This window comes from Nitrospirota bacterium (assembly GCA_016212185.1).
Taxonomy (GTDB): Bacteria; Nitrospirota; Thermodesulfovibrionia; order UBA6902; family DSMQ01; genus JACRGX01.
The window spans coordinates 1-17586 of the sequence record JACRGX010000011.1; the positions used below are offsets into that span (position 1 = coordinate 1).

At 43.8% G+C, this 17586-nt stretch carries 17 protein-coding genes, 1 tRNA gene, 1 pseudogene, 1 riboswitch and 1 other annotated feature; of the genes and pseudogenes, 16 read left to right on the forward strand and 3 right to left on the reverse strand.

What is annotated here, in order from left to right:
• The 12 genes from tuf to HZA10_01260 all read left to right on the forward strand — a co-directional run.
• On the forward strand, positions 1-124 hold a 124-nt coding region (tuf, locus tag HZA10_01205; GenBank protein ID MBI5194921.1), incomplete at its 5' end, for an elongation factor Tu.
• Positions 125-218: 94 nt separating this feature from the next.
• A complete protein-coding gene (rpmG, locus tag HZA10_01210) occupies positions 219-371 on the forward strand; it encodes a 50S ribosomal protein L33 (GenBank protein MBI5194922.1) in 153 nt (50 codons plus the stop codon).
• A 46-nt stretch (positions 372-417) separates the two neighbouring features.
• Positions 418-494: transfer RNA gene (locus tag HZA10_01215), tRNA-Trp, on the forward strand.
• Between the two features lie 82 nt (positions 495-576).
• Entirely contained in the window at positions 577-759 is a 183-nt protein-coding gene (secE, locus tag HZA10_01220; protein MBI5194923.1) for a preprotein translocase subunit SecE, read from the forward strand.
• Positions 760-782: 23 nt separating this feature from the next.
• On the forward strand, positions 783-1307 hold the full coding sequence (gene nusG / locus HZA10_01225) for a transcription termination/antitermination protein NusG (protein MBI5194924.1): 525 nt from the start codon (positions 783-785) through the stop codon (positions 1305-1307).
• A 100-nt stretch (positions 1308-1407) separates the two neighbouring features.
• A complete protein-coding gene (rplK, locus tag HZA10_01230) occupies positions 1408-1836 on the forward strand; it encodes a 50S ribosomal protein L11 (protein MBI5194925.1) in 429 nt (142 codons plus the stop codon).
• An 11-nt stretch (positions 1837-1847) separates the two neighbouring features.
• Positions 1848-2537: a 50S ribosomal protein L1 gene (locus tag HZA10_01235; protein MBI5194926.1), complete on the forward strand. Its 690-nt coding sequence runs from the start codon at positions 1848-1850 to the stop codon at positions 2535-2537.
• A gap of 108 nt (positions 2538-2645) precedes the next feature.
• Entirely contained in the window at positions 2646-3140 is a 495-nt protein-coding gene (rplJ, locus tag HZA10_01240) for a 50S ribosomal protein L10 (GenBank protein MBI5194927.1), read from the forward strand.
• A 97-nt stretch (positions 3141-3237) separates the two neighbouring features.
• Positions 3238-3612, forward strand: a complete 375-nt coding sequence (rplL, locus tag HZA10_01245) for a 50S ribosomal protein L7/L12 (protein MBI5194928.1) — start codon at positions 3238-3240, stop codon at positions 3610-3612.
• Positions 3613-3788: 176 nt separating this feature from the next.
• A complete protein-coding gene (rpoB, locus tag HZA10_01250) occupies positions 3789-7757 on the forward strand; it encodes a DNA-directed RNA polymerase subunit beta (GenBank protein MBI5194929.1) in 3969 nt (1322 codons plus the stop codon).
• A complete protein-coding gene (gene rpoC, locus HZA10_01255; protein ID MBI5194930.1) occupies positions 7757-11845 on the forward strand; it encodes a DNA-directed RNA polymerase subunit beta' in 4089 nt (1362 codons plus the stop codon). Before rpoB ends, rpoC begins: the two co-directional genes overlap by 1 nt.
• Positions 11846-12031: 186 nt before the next feature.
• Positions 12032-12406, forward strand: coding sequence for an ArsR family transcriptional regulator (locus tag HZA10_01260; GenBank protein ID MBI5194931.1), 375 nt, complete (start codon positions 12032-12034; stop codon positions 12404-12406).
• Between the two features lie 214 nt (positions 12407-12620).
• Here HZA10_01260 and HZA10_01265 read toward each other — a convergent pair whose 3' ends face one another.
• The gene (locus HZA10_01265) at positions 12621-13133 is read right to left on the reverse strand and encodes a PhnD/SsuA/transferrin family substrate-binding protein (protein ID MBI5194932.1); all 513 of its coding nucleotides are present in this window, start codon (positions 13131-13133) and stop codon (positions 12621-12623) included.
• A gap of 191 nt (positions 13134-13324) precedes the next feature.
• On the opposite strand from HZA10_01265, the gene HZA10_01270 reads away from it, so the two are divergent.
• Complete coding sequence (locus HZA10_01270) at positions 13325-13585, forward strand: hypothetical protein (protein ID MBI5194933.1); 261 nt, start codon at positions 13325-13327, stop codon at positions 13583-13585.
• An 87-nt stretch (positions 13586-13672) separates the two neighbouring features.
• Here HZA10_01270 and HZA10_01275 read toward each other — a convergent pair whose 3' ends face one another.
• Positions 13673-15784, reverse strand: coding sequence for a DUF1566 domain-containing protein (locus HZA10_01275; protein ID MBI5194934.1), 2112 nt, complete (start codon positions 15782-15784; stop codon positions 13673-13675).
• Positions 15461-15511: a sequence feature (possible 23S ribosomal RNA but 16S or 23S rRNA prediction is too short), on the forward strand. It overlaps the preceding gene by 51 nt.
• Positions 15785-15788: 4 nt before the next feature.
• A complete protein-coding gene (locus tag HZA10_01280; GenBank protein MBI5194935.1) occupies positions 15789-16007 on the reverse strand; it encodes a hypothetical protein in 219 nt (72 codons plus the stop codon).
• A 203-nt stretch (positions 16008-16210) separates the two neighbouring features.
• Positions 16211-16290: riboswitch (cyclic di-GMP riboswitch) on the reverse strand.
• Between the two features lie 177 nt (positions 16291-16467).
• On the opposite strand from HZA10_01280, the gene HZA10_01285 reads away from it, so the two are divergent.
• From HZA10_01285 to HZA10_01295, 3 genes and pseudogenes are all read left to right on the forward strand, one after another.
• Positions 16468-16863, forward strand: coding sequence for a HEPN domain-containing protein (locus HZA10_01285; protein MBI5194936.1), 396 nt, complete (start codon positions 16468-16470; stop codon positions 16861-16863).
• Positions 16827-17168: a nucleotidyltransferase domain-containing protein gene (locus HZA10_01290; protein ID MBI5194937.1), complete on the forward strand. Its 342-nt coding sequence runs from the start codon at positions 16827-16829 to the stop codon at positions 17166-17168. Before HZA10_01285 ends, HZA10_01290 begins: the two co-directional genes overlap by 37 nt.
• Position 17169: 1 nt before the next feature.
• Positions 17170-17262 (forward strand): annotated as a pseudogene (locus HZA10_01295) (hypothetical protein).
• The last annotated feature ends 324 nt before the right edge of the window (positions 17263-17586 follow it).

Genomic DNA, 17586 nt, shown 5'->3' on the forward strand with positions numbered 1-17586 from the left:
AGACAATGTGACGATAACTGTGGAACTGATAACGCCGATAGCCATGGAGAAGGAATTAAGGTTTGCAATAAGGGAAGGCGGAAGGACCGTAGGCGCAGGCGTTGTGAGCGAGGTTATTGAATAAAGGATGAAGGTTGAAGGTTGAATGACGAGTTTTTAAAAAAACTTGAACCCATGAACCCTTGAATCCTTGAACCCTTTAAAATAGGAGATAGACTATGCGTGACATAATACTTTTACAGTGTAGTGAGTGTAAAAATAAAAATTACTCCACTACTAAAAACAAGACCAATACTCCTGACAAACTTAATATGAAAAAGTATTGCAGGAATTGCAGGAAACATACGGCTCATAAGGAGACAAAAGCGTAAAGAGACAGTTAACAGTTGACTGTTAACTGTTAACTGCTTAAGGATTAGGCCAGTAGCTCTAACGGCTAGAGCGACGGACTCCAAATCCGAAGGTTGGGGGTTCAAATCCCTCCTGGCCTGCCATATCAAGTTAGAAGTAAGACGTTAAAAGTGAGAATTAAGATAATGAGAAGTGGGAAGTGAAAAGCAGGAGGAAGCAACTGTGATTGAGAAGATTAAAAATTTTTTAAAAGAAGCAAAGCTTGAATTGAAAAAAGTTATATACCCTACACGTGAAGAGGTGATAGGGTCTACAAGGGTTGTAATTATAGCAGTGCTGGCGGTTGTAATATTTTTAGGACTGGTAGACCTCTGTCTTTCTAAATTAGTCGGGCTGGTAATAAAGTAGTCTGCCCATATTGAGAGGAAATTATGGCAAAGAAGTGGTACGTAGTGCATACATATTCCGGATTTGAAGAAAAAGTAAAATCCACTATTGAAAAAAATATTTCCGCAAAGGAATTAAAGGAAAAGATCGCCCAGATATTAATCCCTACCGAGAAAATCATAGAGCTAAAGGGAGGGAAAAAACGGGAGACTACCAAGAAATTCTATCCGGGATATATCCTTGTTGAGATGGACATTGACGATACAACATGGCATTTTATAAGAAGCACCCCCAGGGTCACAGGATTTGTGGGAGGCTCACAGCCGACCCCTCTTCAGCAGGAAGAAGTGGACGTAATTATTCAGCAGATAGAAAAGGGGCCGGCTCCTCAGGTAAAGACTCACTTTGTCAGAGGCGACACCGTGCGGATAACTGACGGTCCGTTCACCAACTTTAACGGCGTCATTGATGAAGTTGATTCAGATCACAGTAAATTACGCGTTATGGTGACCATATTCGGCAGGCAGACCCCTGTTGAATTAAATTTTCTACAGGCAGAAAGGACCTGATACATGTTCGTAATGCGTAATCCGTAATACGCGATGGGCTTTTTATTTGTTATTCATTACGCATCACGCGTTACGCTTCACGCATAAAGGGAGGTAATAGATGGCTAAAAAAGAAGTTATTGCACAGGTAAAATTACAGATTTCCGCAGGCAAGGCAACGCCTGCTCCGCCGATAGGCCCTGCGCTGGGACCTCACGGGATAAACATCATGGAATTCTGCAAGGCATTCAATTCTCAGACACAGGCAATGGGTGATACAATCATCCCGGCAGTCCTTAGCGTATATAATGACAGGTCCTTTACATTTATATTGAAAACCCCGCCTGCAGCAGAACTGCTTAAAAAGGCTGCCGGCATAGTCAAAGGCTCCGGCACGCCAAATAAGGAAAAAATAGGAAAAGTAACTATGGCCCAGATAAGAGAGATTGCAAAAACGAAAATGCCGGACCTGAATGCATTTGACATAGATAAAGCTGTCAAAACTATTGCAGGGACGGCAAAAAGCATGGGGTTGGAGATTATAGGGTAAGAGGAGGAATAATGGGTAAGAAACATTCAGCTTCAAAAGAAAAAATTGAAAGCACAAAACAATATTCGCTTGAAGAAGCCGTTAACCTGGTGAAACAGCTTGCTCATACCAAGTTTGACGAGACGGTTGATCTGGCTATGAATCTCGGGGTAGATCCGAAAAAATCAGACCAGATGGTAAGGGGAACCGTTGTTCTTCCCCATGGTCTTGGGAAAAAAGTCAGGGTAATCGCCTTTGCTAAAGGCGAAAAGGCAAAGGAGGCCGCCGACGCCGGAGCCGAATACGTAGGAGATGAAGATCTCGTTGAGAAAATCAGCGGCGGATGGCTGGATTTTGACAAAGTGGTTGCCACGCCCGACATCATGGGCCTTGTAAGCAAGCTTGGTAAAGTCCTCGGTCCGAGGGGGTTGATGCCTAATCCGAAAACAGGAACCGTAACCTTTGACATAGGCAGGGCAGTTAAAGACATAACCGCCGGAAAAGTTGACTATAAAACTGAAAAGGCAGGCGTGGTCCATGTGTCAATCGGCAAGGTGTCTTTTGACAGTCAAAAACTCATTGATAATGCCAGAACGGTTTTAGATGCAGTTATAAAAGCAAAGCCGGCAACAAGTAAGGGCACATATCTTAAGAGGTTGTCTGTTTCATCCACAATGGGCTCCGGGATTACCGTGGATGTTGCAAAAACAACCAGAGCATAGGGCAGACGTCCTTCTGCCATAGTCTGCTGATATAAAAGAAAGGAGGACACTAAACTGAATAAAGAGAGCGTCAAAACAAGAAATGCAGTAAAAGAACTTAAAGCCGGTGTGGTTTCAGACCTACATGGTAAATTTGAAAAAGCCACTGGTGTGATATTCACAGATTACAAAGGGCTTACGGTTCAGGAAATCTCTGATCTAAGGAAAGCCTTAAGGACTGCTTCCATAGATTACACGGTCGTAAAAAATACCCTCGCCAGAAGAGCCTCGGAAGGAACTCCGGTTAATATAGCCAAAGATAATCTCACGGGGCCCGTAGGAATTGCTTTTGGCTATCACGATGCCGTACTGCTTGCAAAAAAAGTCCTTGAATTTGCCAAAACGAATGAAAAGCTGAAGGTCAAAGGCGGAGTTATTGAAGGAAAGGCCTGTAATGCGGCAGAAATAAAAACTGTTTCAGGGCTTCCTTCAAGAGAAACTCTGCTCGCTATGTTTATCGGAGCAATGCAGAGTCCTTTGAATAAACTCGCCGGAGCGCTTAGCGCCACATTGACAAAATTTACTTACGCCATGGAGGCGTTGAAAACTAAAAAAAGCAGTTAGTAAAAAGTTGTTGGTTAGAAATATTCTTTGAATAACTTTTAACTTATAACTTTTAACTCTTAACTTATAAAATTATTAAGGAGGATTTAAAATGTCTATCGCAAAGGAACAGGTTTTTGAATTTATTGACAAGATGACCATCTTGGAGATGTCACAGTTTATAAAGGAGTTTGAGGACAGATACGGGGTTACGGCAGCAGCTCCCGTTGCTGTAGCTGTAGGCGCTGCAGCCCCGGCAGCAGCGGCGGCAGCCGAGGAAAAAACCAGCTTTGATGTCATATTGACATCGACAGGCGACAAGAAAATTCAGGTTATAAAAGTGGTAAGGGAGATCACAAGCCTCGGACTTAAAGAGGCAAAAGATCTCGTGGACGGCGCTCCAAAGCCTGTAAAAACCGGAGTCTCAAAAGAAGAGGCCGACTCAATCAAGGCAAAGCTGGAAGAGCAAGGCGCAAAGATAGAGATAAAGTAAATAAAAAGGATTCAAGCGGTCAAGGATTCAAGGGTTTAAGCGGCCAGGAATTCAAGTAAAAATTATCAATTAACACTTATCATTGAAATTTGATAAATGTTAATTTTGCATTTTGCAATGAAAGAAACGAATCCTTGAACCCTTTATTTGTTGATTTTGACTAAAAAAGGAGTGCTATGACAAAAAGATTAAGGGCAAGAAGAGATTTTGGCAAAATTCCGCAGATACTTGCAATACCGGATCTTATAGAGGTCCAGAAGCGTTCTTTTGAACGTTTTCTGCAAAAAGATATTCCGCCATCAAAGAGGGAAGACAAAGGACTGCAATCAGCGTTCAACAGCATATTCCCCCTTGTTGACTATAATGAGGCTGCAACCATTGAGTTCGTGGAATACATTATGGGTAAACCGAAATACGATGTTGGGGAATGCATTCCAAAGGGCATTACTTATGCCGCCACTCTTAAAATAAGGGTAAAGCTGAATCTGGTAGGAACGGAAAATGCCGAAATAAAAAAACCTGCTGAAATCAGAGAGGAAGAAGTCTATTTAGGCGAACTCCCTCTGATGACTGATACAGGCACATTTGTAATAAATGGAACGGAACGGGTTATCGTAAGCCAGCTCCACCGCTCCCCGGGCGTTTTTTTCAGTCATGAAAAAGTCGGCGGCAAGGTTCTTCATTCAGCCAGAATAATACCGATGCGGGGCTCGTGGTTTGACTTTGAATTCGACGCAAAAGACGCCCTTTTTGTAAGAATTGACCGCAGAAAGAAATTGCCGGCCACCATAATTTTAAAGGCGTTGGGCTATACGGATGAACAGATTCTTGAAATGTTTTATCCGATTGAAGAGATAAAGACAAAAGACGGTATTGCATACCGTCAGTTAAGCGATGTGCTTATAGGACTAAAGGCCACTCAAAGCATTTATGCGCCAAAAACCAAAGAGCTGATAGCAAAGGAAGGCAGCAGGATAACAAAGGCCATACTGAAAAAAATAGAATCATCCGGCATTAGGGAAATGCCCATGTCAAAAGAAGAATTAACCGGAAGAATCACGCTTGGGGACATCATAGACCCTGAAACCGGAGAGGTTGTTCTGGAAAGCAATGAAGAAATTACACCCGAGCTTGCAGATAAAATACTCGGGTTGAAATCTACAACACTGCGTCTGCTGTTTATTGACGGAATACACCATCTGACATCCATAAGGGACACCCTGCTTATGGACAAGGTAGCCAGCACTGACGAGGCGCTGATAGAACTTTATAAAAAACTCCGTCCGGGCGAGCCTCCTACAATTGCCGATGCAAAGGAACTGTTTAACGGATTGTTTTTTACTCCTAAACGCTATGACCTTTCTTCGGTCGGAAGGCTTAAACTCAATACAAGGCTGGGGCTTGATATTCCGCTGGGGACAAGGATCCTGACAGATAAGGACATCATTGAAATACTGCGTTATCTCCTTGGGCTCAGGGCCGGACGCGGAGAGGTTGATGATATTGATCATCTCGGCAACAGAAGGGTAAGAGCGGTAGGCGAACTGCTTGAAAACCAGTTCAGGATCGGACTGGTGCGCATGGAACGCGCAATTAAGGAAAAAATGGTCCTCACCGAACTTGATACTGTAATGCCGCATGACCTCATAAACGCAAAACCCGTTATTGCAGTCATTAAAGAATTTTTCGGTTCAAGCCAGTTGAGCCAGTTTATGGATCAGACAAATCCTTTGTCCGAGATAACACACAAAAGAAGGTTGAGCGCACTGGGCCCCGGAGGTCTTACAAGAGAACGGGCGGGATTTGAGGTCCGGGACGTGCACCCTACACATTACGGACGCATATGCCCTGTTGAAACGCCTGAAGGCCCGAACATCGGATTAATAACCTCCCTTGCCACATATGCAAGGGTTAATGAATTCGGTTTTATTGAATCGCCGTACAGAAAGGTGAAAAACGGCATTGTAACAGATGATATAGACTACCTCTCTGCGATAGAAAGTGAAGTCTTCATAATCGCACAGGCCACCTCTCCTGTTGATGCAAAAGGCCACCTCATCGGTGAAACGGTATCTGCAAGGGCGGGCGGAGATTTCAGAATAGTAACACCCAATGAAGTACAATACATGGATGTTTCCCCAAAGCAAATTGTAAGCATATCCGCATCACTCATACCTTTTCTTGAAAATGACGACGCCAACAGGGCGCTGATGGGCTCCAACATGCAAAGGCAGGCAGTTCCGTTATTGCGCACTGAAGCCCCCATAGTCGGGACAGGCATGGAAGGCATTACTGCAAGGGATTCAGGGGTCACGGTTATTGCAAAAAAATCAGGAATGGTAGAATTTGCCGATGCCTCAAGGATTGTCGTAAGACATGAAGACGGTGTAAATATATATAACCTTATAAAGTTTTATAGGTCCAACCAGGCGACCTGCGTCAACCAGAAACCGCTTGTAAAAGCCGGTGACTCAGCAAAAAAGGGACAGGTAATCGCTGATGGGCCTGCCACGGAAATGGGCGAACTGGCTCTCGGCAAAAATGTCCTCGTTGCATTCATGTCTTGGGAAGGGTATAACTTTGAAGATGCCATAATCCTGAGCGAACGTCTTGTAAAAGATGATGTCTTCACCTCAATACACATTGAAGACTTTGCGATTGAAGCAAGGGAGACTAAGCTTGGGCCCGAGGAAATAACCAGAGATATCCCCAATATCGGAGAAGAGGCGCTCAGGAATCTTGATGAAAACGGGATTATAAGGATTGGCGCCGAGGTAAAACCCGGCGATATACTCGTAGGCAAAGTCACCCCAAAAGGTGAAACACAATTTACACCTGAGGAAAAACTGCTCAGGGCCATCTTCGGGGAAAAGGCTGACGAGGTAAGAGAAAACTGTCTCTATGTCCCGCCAGGAATAGAAGGCACTGTCATAGATGTAAAGATATTTGCGCGCAAGGGAGTTGATAAAGGCGACAAAACAAAAAATATGGAGGAGGAAAATATAAACCGTCTCCAGCTGGACCTTGAAGAAGAAATCAAAATAACAAAAGAAAGCGCATACAAAAAGATGCGCGATATGCTTCTGGGTCAGAAAGTCACAGAAGACGTCAGGCCGCCCAAGAAGAAGGAATTGGTATGCGAAAAGGGCAAAAAACTGACAGAGGCGCACCTTCAAGGCATACCTGATTCATTCCTCAGCAAGATAAAAATTGCAGACGAAGAAGAAAGCGAAAGGATCAGACTACTTGAAGAAAGGACACACCAAACCATAAGTTCGCTGGAGAACCATTATACTGAAAGATTGGAGAGGGCTAAAAAAGGAGATGAACTTCCTCCGGGCGTCTTTAAAGTGGTTAAGGTATATATTGCAATGAAACGGAAAATTCAGGTCGGCGACAAGATGGCAGGAAGACACGGCAACAAAGGCGTCATCTCAACAATAGTCCCTGAAGAAGATATGCCGTATATGCCTGATGGAACGCCTGTTGATATAATTCTTAATCCCCTTGGAGTTCCGTCCAGAATGAATGTCGGCCAGATACTTGAGACTCACTTGGGATGGGCTGCAAAGAAATTAGATATACATGTTTCAACCCCTGTATTTGAAGGAGCAAAGGAATCGGAGATAAAAGACCTGCTTAAAGAGGCTGAACTGCCTCCTACGGGTCAGATAACGCTCTATAACGCAAAAACAGGCGAGCCGTTCCATAAGCCTATAACCGTAGGTTACGTGTACATGATGAAACTTCACCACCTGGTTGAAGACAAAATACATGCGCGTTCAATCGGACCTTACTCGCTCGTCACCCAGCAGCCCCTGGGAGGCAAGGCGCAGTTCGGAGGGCAGAGACTTGGCGAAATGGAAGTCTGGGCGCTTGAGGCTTACGGAGCATCGCACACGCTTCAGGAATTTCTCACAGTGAAAAGCGATGACGTCATAGGCAGGGCCAGGATGTATGAGGCAATAGTCAAGGGCGACGTCAATCTTGAGCCTGGTGTGCCCGTATCCTTTCATGTTCTGATAAAGGAACTGCAAAGCCTCGGGCTTGATGTTGAACTGATGGAAGAAAAACCCGATGTTAAACCGGCGCCTTCACAAAATAAGCGTAAGACGCCTGCCTTAAGCAAAAAGGAGAACCATTAATGGAAGATATATATTCAATATTTGAGAAGCCCAAAAATCCGACAGAGTTTTCGTCTATAAAAATAAGGCTTGCCTCACCTGAAAAAATAAGGGCCTGGTCTTACGGAGAAGTGAAAAAGCCCGAGACAATAAACTACAGGACTTTCAAGCCTGAAAGGGACGGGCTTTTCTGCGCTAAGATATTCGGACCTGTCAAAGACTGGGAATGCGTATGCGGCAAGTATAAAAGAATGAAGCACCGGGGAGTTGTCTGCGATAAATGCGGCGTTGAAGTGATTCAGGCAAAGGCGCGCAGGGAAAGGCTCGGACACATAGAGCTTGCAACACCTGTGGCGCACATATGGTTTTTGAAAGGCATCCCCTCGCGCATAGGGACGCTCCTGGATATGACGATGCGCCTGCTTGAAAAAGTGCTTTATTTTGAAAGTTATATAGTAGTTGACGCCGGCGATACTAAACTAAAAAAGAAAGACCTTCTGACCGAAGAGGAGTATAAAAAGAAACTTGCGGAATCAGGCGATAAGTTCAAGGCAGGCATCGGCGCCGAGGCTATCAGGGAATTACTCAGGGACCTGGACCTTGACGCCATAGCAAAAGATCTGAGATTAAAGATCCGCGAAACATCTTCCACAGGGACAAAAAGAAAACTGACAAAAAGACTGCGGATAGTTGAGGCGTTCAGAAAATCAGGCAATAAGCCGGAATGGATGATTATGGACGTAATTCCCGTTTTGCCGCCGGACCTCCGCCCGCTGGTGCCTCTTGAAGGCGGAAGATTTGCCACATCCGACCTCAATGACCTTTACAGAAGGGTAATAAACAGGAACAACAGATTAAGAAGGCTTATGGAGCTGAAGTCTCCGAGCGTCATCATCCGCAACGAAAAAAGAATGCTTCAGGAGTCGGTGGACGCCCTGTTTGACAACGGCCGAAGGGGGCGCGTGCTAAAGGCAACCACCAAAAGACCGCTTAAATCACTGAGCGACATGATAAGGGGCAAGCAGGGGCGTTTCAGGCAGAACCTCCTTGGGAAAAGGGTTGATTACTCAGGGCGTTCTGTCATTGTCGTAGGTCCCGAGCTTAAACTTCACCAGTGCGGGCTTCCAAAGACAATGGCGCTTGAACTTTTTAAACCTTTTGTATTTAACAAACTTGAAGAAAAAGGATTTGCAACAACAATAAAGGCCGCCAAGAAAATGGTGGAAAAAGGGCTTCCCGAGGTATGGGATGCGCTTGACGAAGTGATAAGAGAACATCCTGTTTTATTAAACAGGGCGCCCACCCTTCACCGTTTGGGAATTCAGGCATTTGATCCTGTGCTCGTTGAAGGCAAGGCGATAAGGCTTCATCCTCTGGTATGCACTGCCTTCAATGCAGACTTTGACGGCGACCAGATGGCTGTGCATGTCCCTCTTTCCATAGAGGCGCAGATAGAGGCGAGGGTATTAATGATGGCTGTAGGGAATATACTTTCCCCTGCAAACGGCAAACCTATCACCATACCAACGCAAGACATGGTGCTTGGAATCTATTACCTTACAAAGGACAGAAAAGGCGCCACAGGCGAAGGAAGAATCTTTTCAGGCGCTGAGGAAGTAAGAGTTGCCTATGATGCAAAAGTCGTGGACGAACATGCGCAGATTAAAGTAAAAATGGACGGAGCCTTTGTTGACACTACGGTTGGACGCATTCTTTTCAGCGAAATCCTGCCCCCCCAGGTTTCTTTCTCAATGATAAATAAAGAAATGAATAAAAAAGAAGTCAGCAGGCTCGTTGAGTTCTGTTATAAAAGCGCAGGAAGACAGGCAACGGTTATATTCCTGAACAACATTGAGAAACTTGGGTTCAAGTATGCAACACTCTCAGGCACCTCAATCTGCATTGATGACATGCATATACCTTCTCAAAAACCGATGCTTATCAAAAATGCTGAGCAGGAAGTTATAGATGTCCAGAAACAGTATGCGGAAGGTTTGATAACCAACGGGGAACGATATAACAAAGTTATAGACATATGGGCGCAGGTAACAGAAAAAATCGCAGATGAAATGATGCATGAATTAGGCTCTGAAGGCGCAAAAAAACATGAAAAACTTTCCGAGGAACAGCTTAAAGAACTCCGCGCCTTTAACAGCATCTTTATGATGGCAGACTCCGGCGCAAGAGGCTCCACCGCACAGATAAGACAGCTTGCAGGTATGAGAGGACTGATGGCAAAGCCTTCGGGAGAAATCATAGAAACTCCCATCACGGCAAATTTCAGGGAAGGGCTTACACCGCTTCACTATTTCATCTCAACACACGGCGCAAGAAAAGGACTCGCCGATACGGCATTAAAAACAGCCAATTCAGGTTATCTAACCAGGAGACTTGTTGATGTTACGCAGGATGTAATTATCAGGGAAGACGACTGCCGCACGCACGACGGAATCTATTTAACAAGCCTTGTTGAAGGCGGTGAAATAATAGAGCCTATTGAAGAGCGGATATTCGGAAGAACTACGGCGGAAGATATAAAAGACCCTCTCACAAAAGAGATTGTCGTGCCCAGAAATCAGGAGGTAGATGATGAAACTGTTCAGAAGATTGTTGAGGCCGGCATAGACAAGGTAAAAATCCGTTCAGTCCTCACCTGTGAAGCCAAATTCGGCGTATGCAAAAAATGCTACGGCAGGGACCTGGGAAGAGGCGAGCGTATAGAAATCGGAGAAGCGGTTGGAATAATCGCCGCCCAGTCAATCGGCGAACCTGGCACTCAGCTTACAATGAGAACCTTCCATATAGGCGGCACTGCAACAAAACTTGTTGAGCAGACAGTGCTTGATGCGAAATACAACGGCACAGCAAGATTTATTAATCTTTCAACCGTCAAAGACAGGGAAGGCGCCCGTGTGGTAATGAATAGAAACGGCAGCATTGCCATAGTTGATTCAAAAGGCAGGGAAAAGGAAAAGTACTCTGTTGTTTACGGCGCTAAACTCAAGGTTGCGGATAAACAGCAGGTTGAGGTAGGACAGCGGCTGGTTGAGTGGGACCCTTATTCAACTCCGATAATCACGGAATTAGGCGGAAAGATCGCACTCGGAGACATAATTGAGGGAGTTTCGATCAAGGAAGAAGTTGATGATGTTACAGGGCTTGCTCACAAGGTCATTATTGAATATCCTGCAAACATGAGGCCCCGTATTTCCATCAAAGACGAGCATGGCAAAGCCACGCTTAAAATTCCCGGCACAAACAACCTCGCAAGATATTTGCTGCCCTCAGGAGCCCATGTGATTGTAGATAAAGGTGATATGGTTCATCCGGGCGATGTTATTGCAAAAATCCCGAGGGAGACGATAAAAACAAAAGACATCACAGGTGGTCTCCCGAGAGTTGCAGAGCTCTTTGAGGCAAGAAAACCAAAGGAGCAGGCTATCGTAAGCGAGATTGACGGCATAGTTGAGTTCCGCGGGTTCCGTAAGGGCATGAGGGTTGTCATGGTTAAAGGCGGCACTGATACAAGGGAATATCTGATCCCCAAAGGCAAACATGTCAACGTGCATGAAGGCGATTGGGTCAAGGCGGGAGAGCCTCTGATGGACGGCTCTGTAAATCCGCACAGTATTCTTGAAATACTCGGACCGAAAGAACTTCAGCGCTACCTGGTTGATGAAGTGCAAAAAGTTTATAGGCTTCAGGGCGTTTCAATAAATGACAAACACATAGAAGTCATTGTCAAACAGATGATGAGAAAGGTAAAAATTGAAGACCCCGGAGATTCTTATTTCCTCGTTGGAGAGCAGGTAGATAAGGCGGTATTTGAAGAGGAAAATAAACGGATACTAAAACAAAAGGACAAACCTGCCCATGCAAAGACCATGCTTTTAGGCATCACAAAGGCCTCACTTACAACTGAAAGTTTCATCTCAGCCGCATCCTTCCAGGAGACCACAAGGGTGCTTACAGAGGCAGCCATCAATGGCTCGGAAGACAAGTTGAGAGGGCTTAAAGAAAACGTGATAATGGGCAGATTAATCCCGGCAGGCACAGGCACCGCGGATTACAGCGATACATTTGTAGAAACGGTGGAAGCAAAAAAATAGCCGGAAGAAAAGAGCATCAGAAGTACAAATAAGCCCCTTCAATTGAAGGGGCTTATTTGTTACTGCTGAGATGAAAGGTGACCATAAGCATTATAAAGACAACGTAGCTTCTTATTATTTTAAAGATATAGATACCCTGATAAAAAATTTTTACGGAGATGTTGAAAAAATAAAGAGAGGTGAATTATGAAAGTAAAAAAAACAGACATTGGGATAAAAGGATTAAAGGAAAGCCTGAAAGATTTTGCAGATACATGGAAAAAACTGGAGTCAGGCAGAAAGGTCAAGAAAGAAGAAGGAATATATTTTGACTCCATAGATACTATGAGGGCGGTTCTTACAAATAAACGGCTTCAAATTCTCAAGATGATAAGAGAACTAAAACCTTCTTCAGTTTATGAACTTGCAAAGATTTTGGGAAGAGACCTGAAAAACGTTAATCAGGATCTAAAGCTGCTTTCTGATATAGGCTTAGTTACACTTGAAAAAACTGTTACTGATAAGAAACGCGTAATCCCACATGTTGATTACGCAAAGATTTTGCTGGAAATCCCGGTATAAAAATCACTATGGTGGCAGGAAGTAACCTCCTGCCACCGCTTAATATTCAAAATTTTTTTTCATTACACATCACGCATTACGCGTCACGCATCACGGTTTCACTGTCCTGTCACTGTAAAACTCCCGTTGCTGACATTTTGAGACGCTGCACTGTAATAAAGCGTCCCGTCAGACTTGCGTATCTCTAAGCCTATTTTATCCGTACTTCCATCGGTTATTGTCGCCGTAAAAGTATACCCAGTAACATTATTAACCTTACCTGTGCCTGTAATCGTTGCAACACCGCCTGATATCTCGGGTCTCCCTCCTTATTAACTCCGCTTGCAAGATATCTAATCCCGTTCCCGTATTTTTCCCTGCCAGCTATGTAGTTAAGCGGGCCGATGGCTGCAAAGTGTGTAATGCCTTTGCCGAGATTATCAACCGTATCTTCATATTTCTCAGTGAATTTTATGCTGAAACGCTTTCCTGCGGCATTTTGAAGATATTCAAGAAACGGACTGTAAATCCTTACGTCTTCTTTTGGGTCCAGCCTGAGGTCAAACCCGAATTTCAGGGTGTTTTTCTCAATGTCGTTTACATCTACGGAGATCTCAACCGCCCTCTTAAGAAGGCTTACTTTTTTAGGCGTCTCCTGACGCACGCATCCGGAGAATATTAAAAAAAACACTGCGGAGAAACCAAAGAAGAACTTGATGAAAAACTTTGTAGAGATTTTAAATGGCATTATTTTAATGATATTATAGATACTTACAGATAAGCAAATCAATGAAGGCAGTATTATGTTGCTACAGGTTCAGATTTTCATGCAGACCTAAATATGTTATACTTATAAATGACAAGAGAGGATAAAAGGCAGTTAAATGAAAGGAAATTTCCTATAGATAAAGGACATAGAAAGATAAAGGAGGGATAACAATGGTTTTAACAAAAACATCACTTGCAGATATGCTTATAAAATATATCAACAGAAAAATAGATTTATTAAGTCTTGTGGACTGGGCAGAGGAAATGATTAGAGAATCTGATTTTGAAAACAGCAGTTTTGAACTTATAAGGGAAATTCTCGCCCGGATAGGAGTCGCAGATGTCCGTGAATTCGGTCTTACCTGGGACGATTGTTACAACTACCTTCATAAACTCGGGTATGATGTAAAAATAGAATTAGTGAAGGTGTAGTTAACTAAACATTGCAGCTTGGAAAAATAAAAAGGGAAGCCCTATCTTAAAAAACAGGGCTTCCCTTTAGCTTTCTTCCCTTCAGATTTATTGAATAGTTATTGCCCTCACTTTGTTATTATTCTTCTCATTTGCCTCAGTAACAGCATTATTTGCATCTGCCTTGCTGATGATGTAGTAAGTTCCGGCAGTTGTGCCTGAAGGGATTGTCACTCGGGCGCGCCCGCGGCTTGTAGAGCCGGAGGTAAGTGACGGTATACTCCTATTTCCAAGAAGGGTATCACCTGTTTCGTATGTTGCATTCGTGGAGAGATAATATTTGGTGGTTGATGCTCCTGCCGAAGCAGTGCCTTGATTTTTTGTTGTTTCGGATATTGTGATGCTCTGCCCTGCAGTTGCTGTTGACGGAACTGCTAAGGCAGAGATAACAAGGTCGGGCATACAGCCTTCGTCTATCTGCCCGTCACAGTCGTTGTCAATGCCGTCGCAGACTTCAGTCTGTGGCGTACCCGGTGTACAGGAGTCAATGGTTACTCCGTTTACACAGCTTAATTCACCTGTTGATGAGCAGACGCCTATGCCGCATAAAGTTGATGCATGTACATAATTATTATCAGCAATTCCATCGCAGTTTTCATCAATGCCGTTACAGTTGTCATCATTTCCTGTCGGCTGACCGGGTTGACAGGTATCCTGCGTCTGTCCATTTACACAAATTAGTTGTCCTGTTGACGCACATACACCTAAACCACAATTTGTACCCGAAGGTACATAGCCGTCATCTGCTGTACCATTGCAGTTCTCGTCAATGCCGTTACAATTAGAATCATCTGCGCCAGGATAGGTACTGGAATCACTATCGTTACAGTCATCACCAGCCGTAGTCTGGCATCCTGATGGCACACAGCCACTGCCTGTACAGGTTCCATCTTTAACTGAATCAAAATACCCATCGCTATCACCATCACAAAAATAATCAAATGACCCAGACTGTCCGCCGCGCACGCACCGCACGTAGTAGTTAAAGTCCTTATAGTAGCGGTAGACGTAGCCATCGAAGAAGTACACGTCACACGCGTAGTACGGATAGCTGGCGCTGGTAGTAGACGACCAGTAATAGGACGATATTGTATTCGGAAAATATGTCGTATTAATTGCAGGGCTATATCTTGTATCGTCAGTTAACGACTCAAGCTCTTTAATGTTCGGGAGTCTCCAGTCTGTACTGCCTCCAAGTGAAAGCCCTTCACAGTACGAAAGTGCTGAACCCCATGACATTTCGCCAGGCTCTCCCTGCTGCCACACAAGACCGGTCTTATTATCAGTCACCGTGCCGTTGCCGTTATCGGTAAAACTCTGAGATGGATACTGTCCGCCGCGCACGCACCGCACGTAGCCGTTAGCGCCCTTACCGTCGAAGCCCACGCCCCACGCGAGGCTCGGATAGACGGCGAGGGTAGCAGACGACCAGTAATAGGACGATTTTGTATTCGGGAAATATGTCGTATTAATTGTCGGACCGGGATCTGGGATTGAATAATCCACAATACTCATCAGTTCCTTCTTAGCCGGAAGCCGCCAGTCTGAATAACCGCCAAATACAAGGCTGCCGCAAACGTCTGTTGAACTTGGGTTATATGATGAATCATATGTGCCTGATGCCTGATACCAGTTATAGGTCACGGCTGTCCCGCTGCAAGTAGCATCGTTGTTCTGACCCACACTGCACTTCTGCCACATAAAACCTGTGTTATTGTCCGTCACCGTGCCGTTGCCGTTGTCGGAGAAGCTCATCGTGTTGATGGTGTATGCCCCATCCTGCCCGGTTCCGGCACATGGAATTTCATCATAGGGATCAACATCTCTGTAGCACTTCGTCTGTCCGGTGTCAGGAAGGTTAAAAGCATGGGCATGGTTCGGCAAGCTAACCATGACAAGACAGAATAGCAGCGCCATAAAGCAAGAGCACAGCAGAAACGAACTTAGATTGTTCGTCACTCCCGCTTGTCGGGAGTCTTTCCGCGAAGAAGATTCCGGACCTGTCTGCCGTAGCACAGGCAGGCAAGCCGGAATGACGGATGGGTGTGTGGCCGGAATGACGGTCTTCTGTGCGACCAGAATAACCGCTAACCGTGTGTCCGGAATGACAGTCAACACATCCCCTTCAACCTGCAACTTGCATCCTGCAACATTTCTCATATACTCACCCCCCCTTATTGGCTTTTGTTCTATTGTTGCGGCCTGTTGCGCTACTGCGCTGTTGCACTGATTTTATCCATCCTTCGCTCTGTTTGCCGAGACTCACCACAGATTCGGCAGCGTATTGAAATGAGCTAAAGCTTTTGAATGCCTTTACTTCCTTGCATATCCTTATCACAACCTTCAATTCCTCTATTGTGTCTCTGAGAGTCAGCAGCGTCATGAGCTTGTCTTCTCTTGAGTTTGCAGAAATAATAAGTGTGACCACCCTTATGTTTTGTTAAAGTTTCTTTTAAAGCAGTGTCTGTCTGTCTGTCTGTCTGTCTGTCTGTCTGTCTGTCTGTCTGTCTGTCTGTCTGTCTGTGCAAAATGGATGCCATAAAATTACCTCAAAAATAAAAAAGCTGAGCTTGCCTTTGATTCTTCTTAGGCAGCTCAGCCATGCCGGTTATCCGGTATCTGGTGCTTTCCGCCTCCTGATTGCTCAGGATTTGGCTTTATCTGGAAAGTAAATATACAAATTTACTTTTACATAAATTTACAATTTCGTCAAGAAATTTAATATATCTTATAGGTGGTATAAGAATTTTTTATAGTTCGTTAATGCTGAAAACTGCTTAAAAAATACTGTCTGATTTTTATAGTCTTTGACACTACTATTCCCCCTCTGTTATGATTTATCCATGAAGAAGACCACTTCAAATTGGCTCTTATCTTCGCAGTATGACTTGAAGACTGCTGAGACATTACTGAAAAACAATCGTTATATATATGTGGTATGTATGTGCCATCTTGCATTGGAGAAAATACTAAAGGCTATATTGTCCGAGAAGTTAAAAGAACTGCCGCCCTATACACATAATCTTAACAGACTCATAGATTTAGGGAACATAACTTTGCCGGATAAACATAAAGCCTTTGTCAATAAAATCAATCTTCAGAGTGTCCCGACAAGGTATCCTGAAGATTTTAAGAGGCTTTCAAAAGAATTTGACAAAAAAATTGCAGCGGATTATTTAACGCAGATAAAAGGAATTATAACATGGTTAAAACGAAATACACCCGAACTGAAATCATAAAATTAGCAAAAGTTTTGGCATCAGAACTTGAGAGAAATAAGATAAAAGTTGCTAAAATTATTCTTTACGGCTCTTATGCAAAAGGGAATCCAAAAGATTATTCCGATATTGACATGGCTATTATCTCGCCATCATTTAAGGGTAAACGCCTGCTCATGATACAGGAGTTGCTCTCAAATGTATTGTCAAAGTATCTTGCCATAATAGAACCGATAGGATATTCTTCTGCAGATTTTCAGAATGCGGAACCAGAAACATTTTTGGGGGAGATAAAACGGTCAGGTAAGATTCTTTATTCTACGTAAAATAAGCATTATGAAATTCATAGCCGATTCAATGCTCGGCAGACTTGCACGGTGGCTAAGATTGTTAGGCTATGACACCCTCAAAAGTGCGGATGGGGTCAAGTCTTGAAATATCAGTTTTTAAATTTTTCATCTTTCCAAACCCCATTTTTCCTCTCTCCTTTGTGTAATTCATTTTTTACCTTATCATAAAAAAATCTTTTTGTCTGTCAGATTTGTACTACAAGCTTGTAGTATTTGTACTACAAGAAAATTAAGTGCTCGATTTTATTAGAAATCACTACTGTCCCAACGTTATTTAAATAAATTCAACTGGTTACAGAAATCATCATTTATTTCAAAGTCCTCCATAGATGAAAATGCTTGTAGCATCTGGGTTTTCTCCAAAAGTGTTACACTTAAAATCTGTAGAATTGTA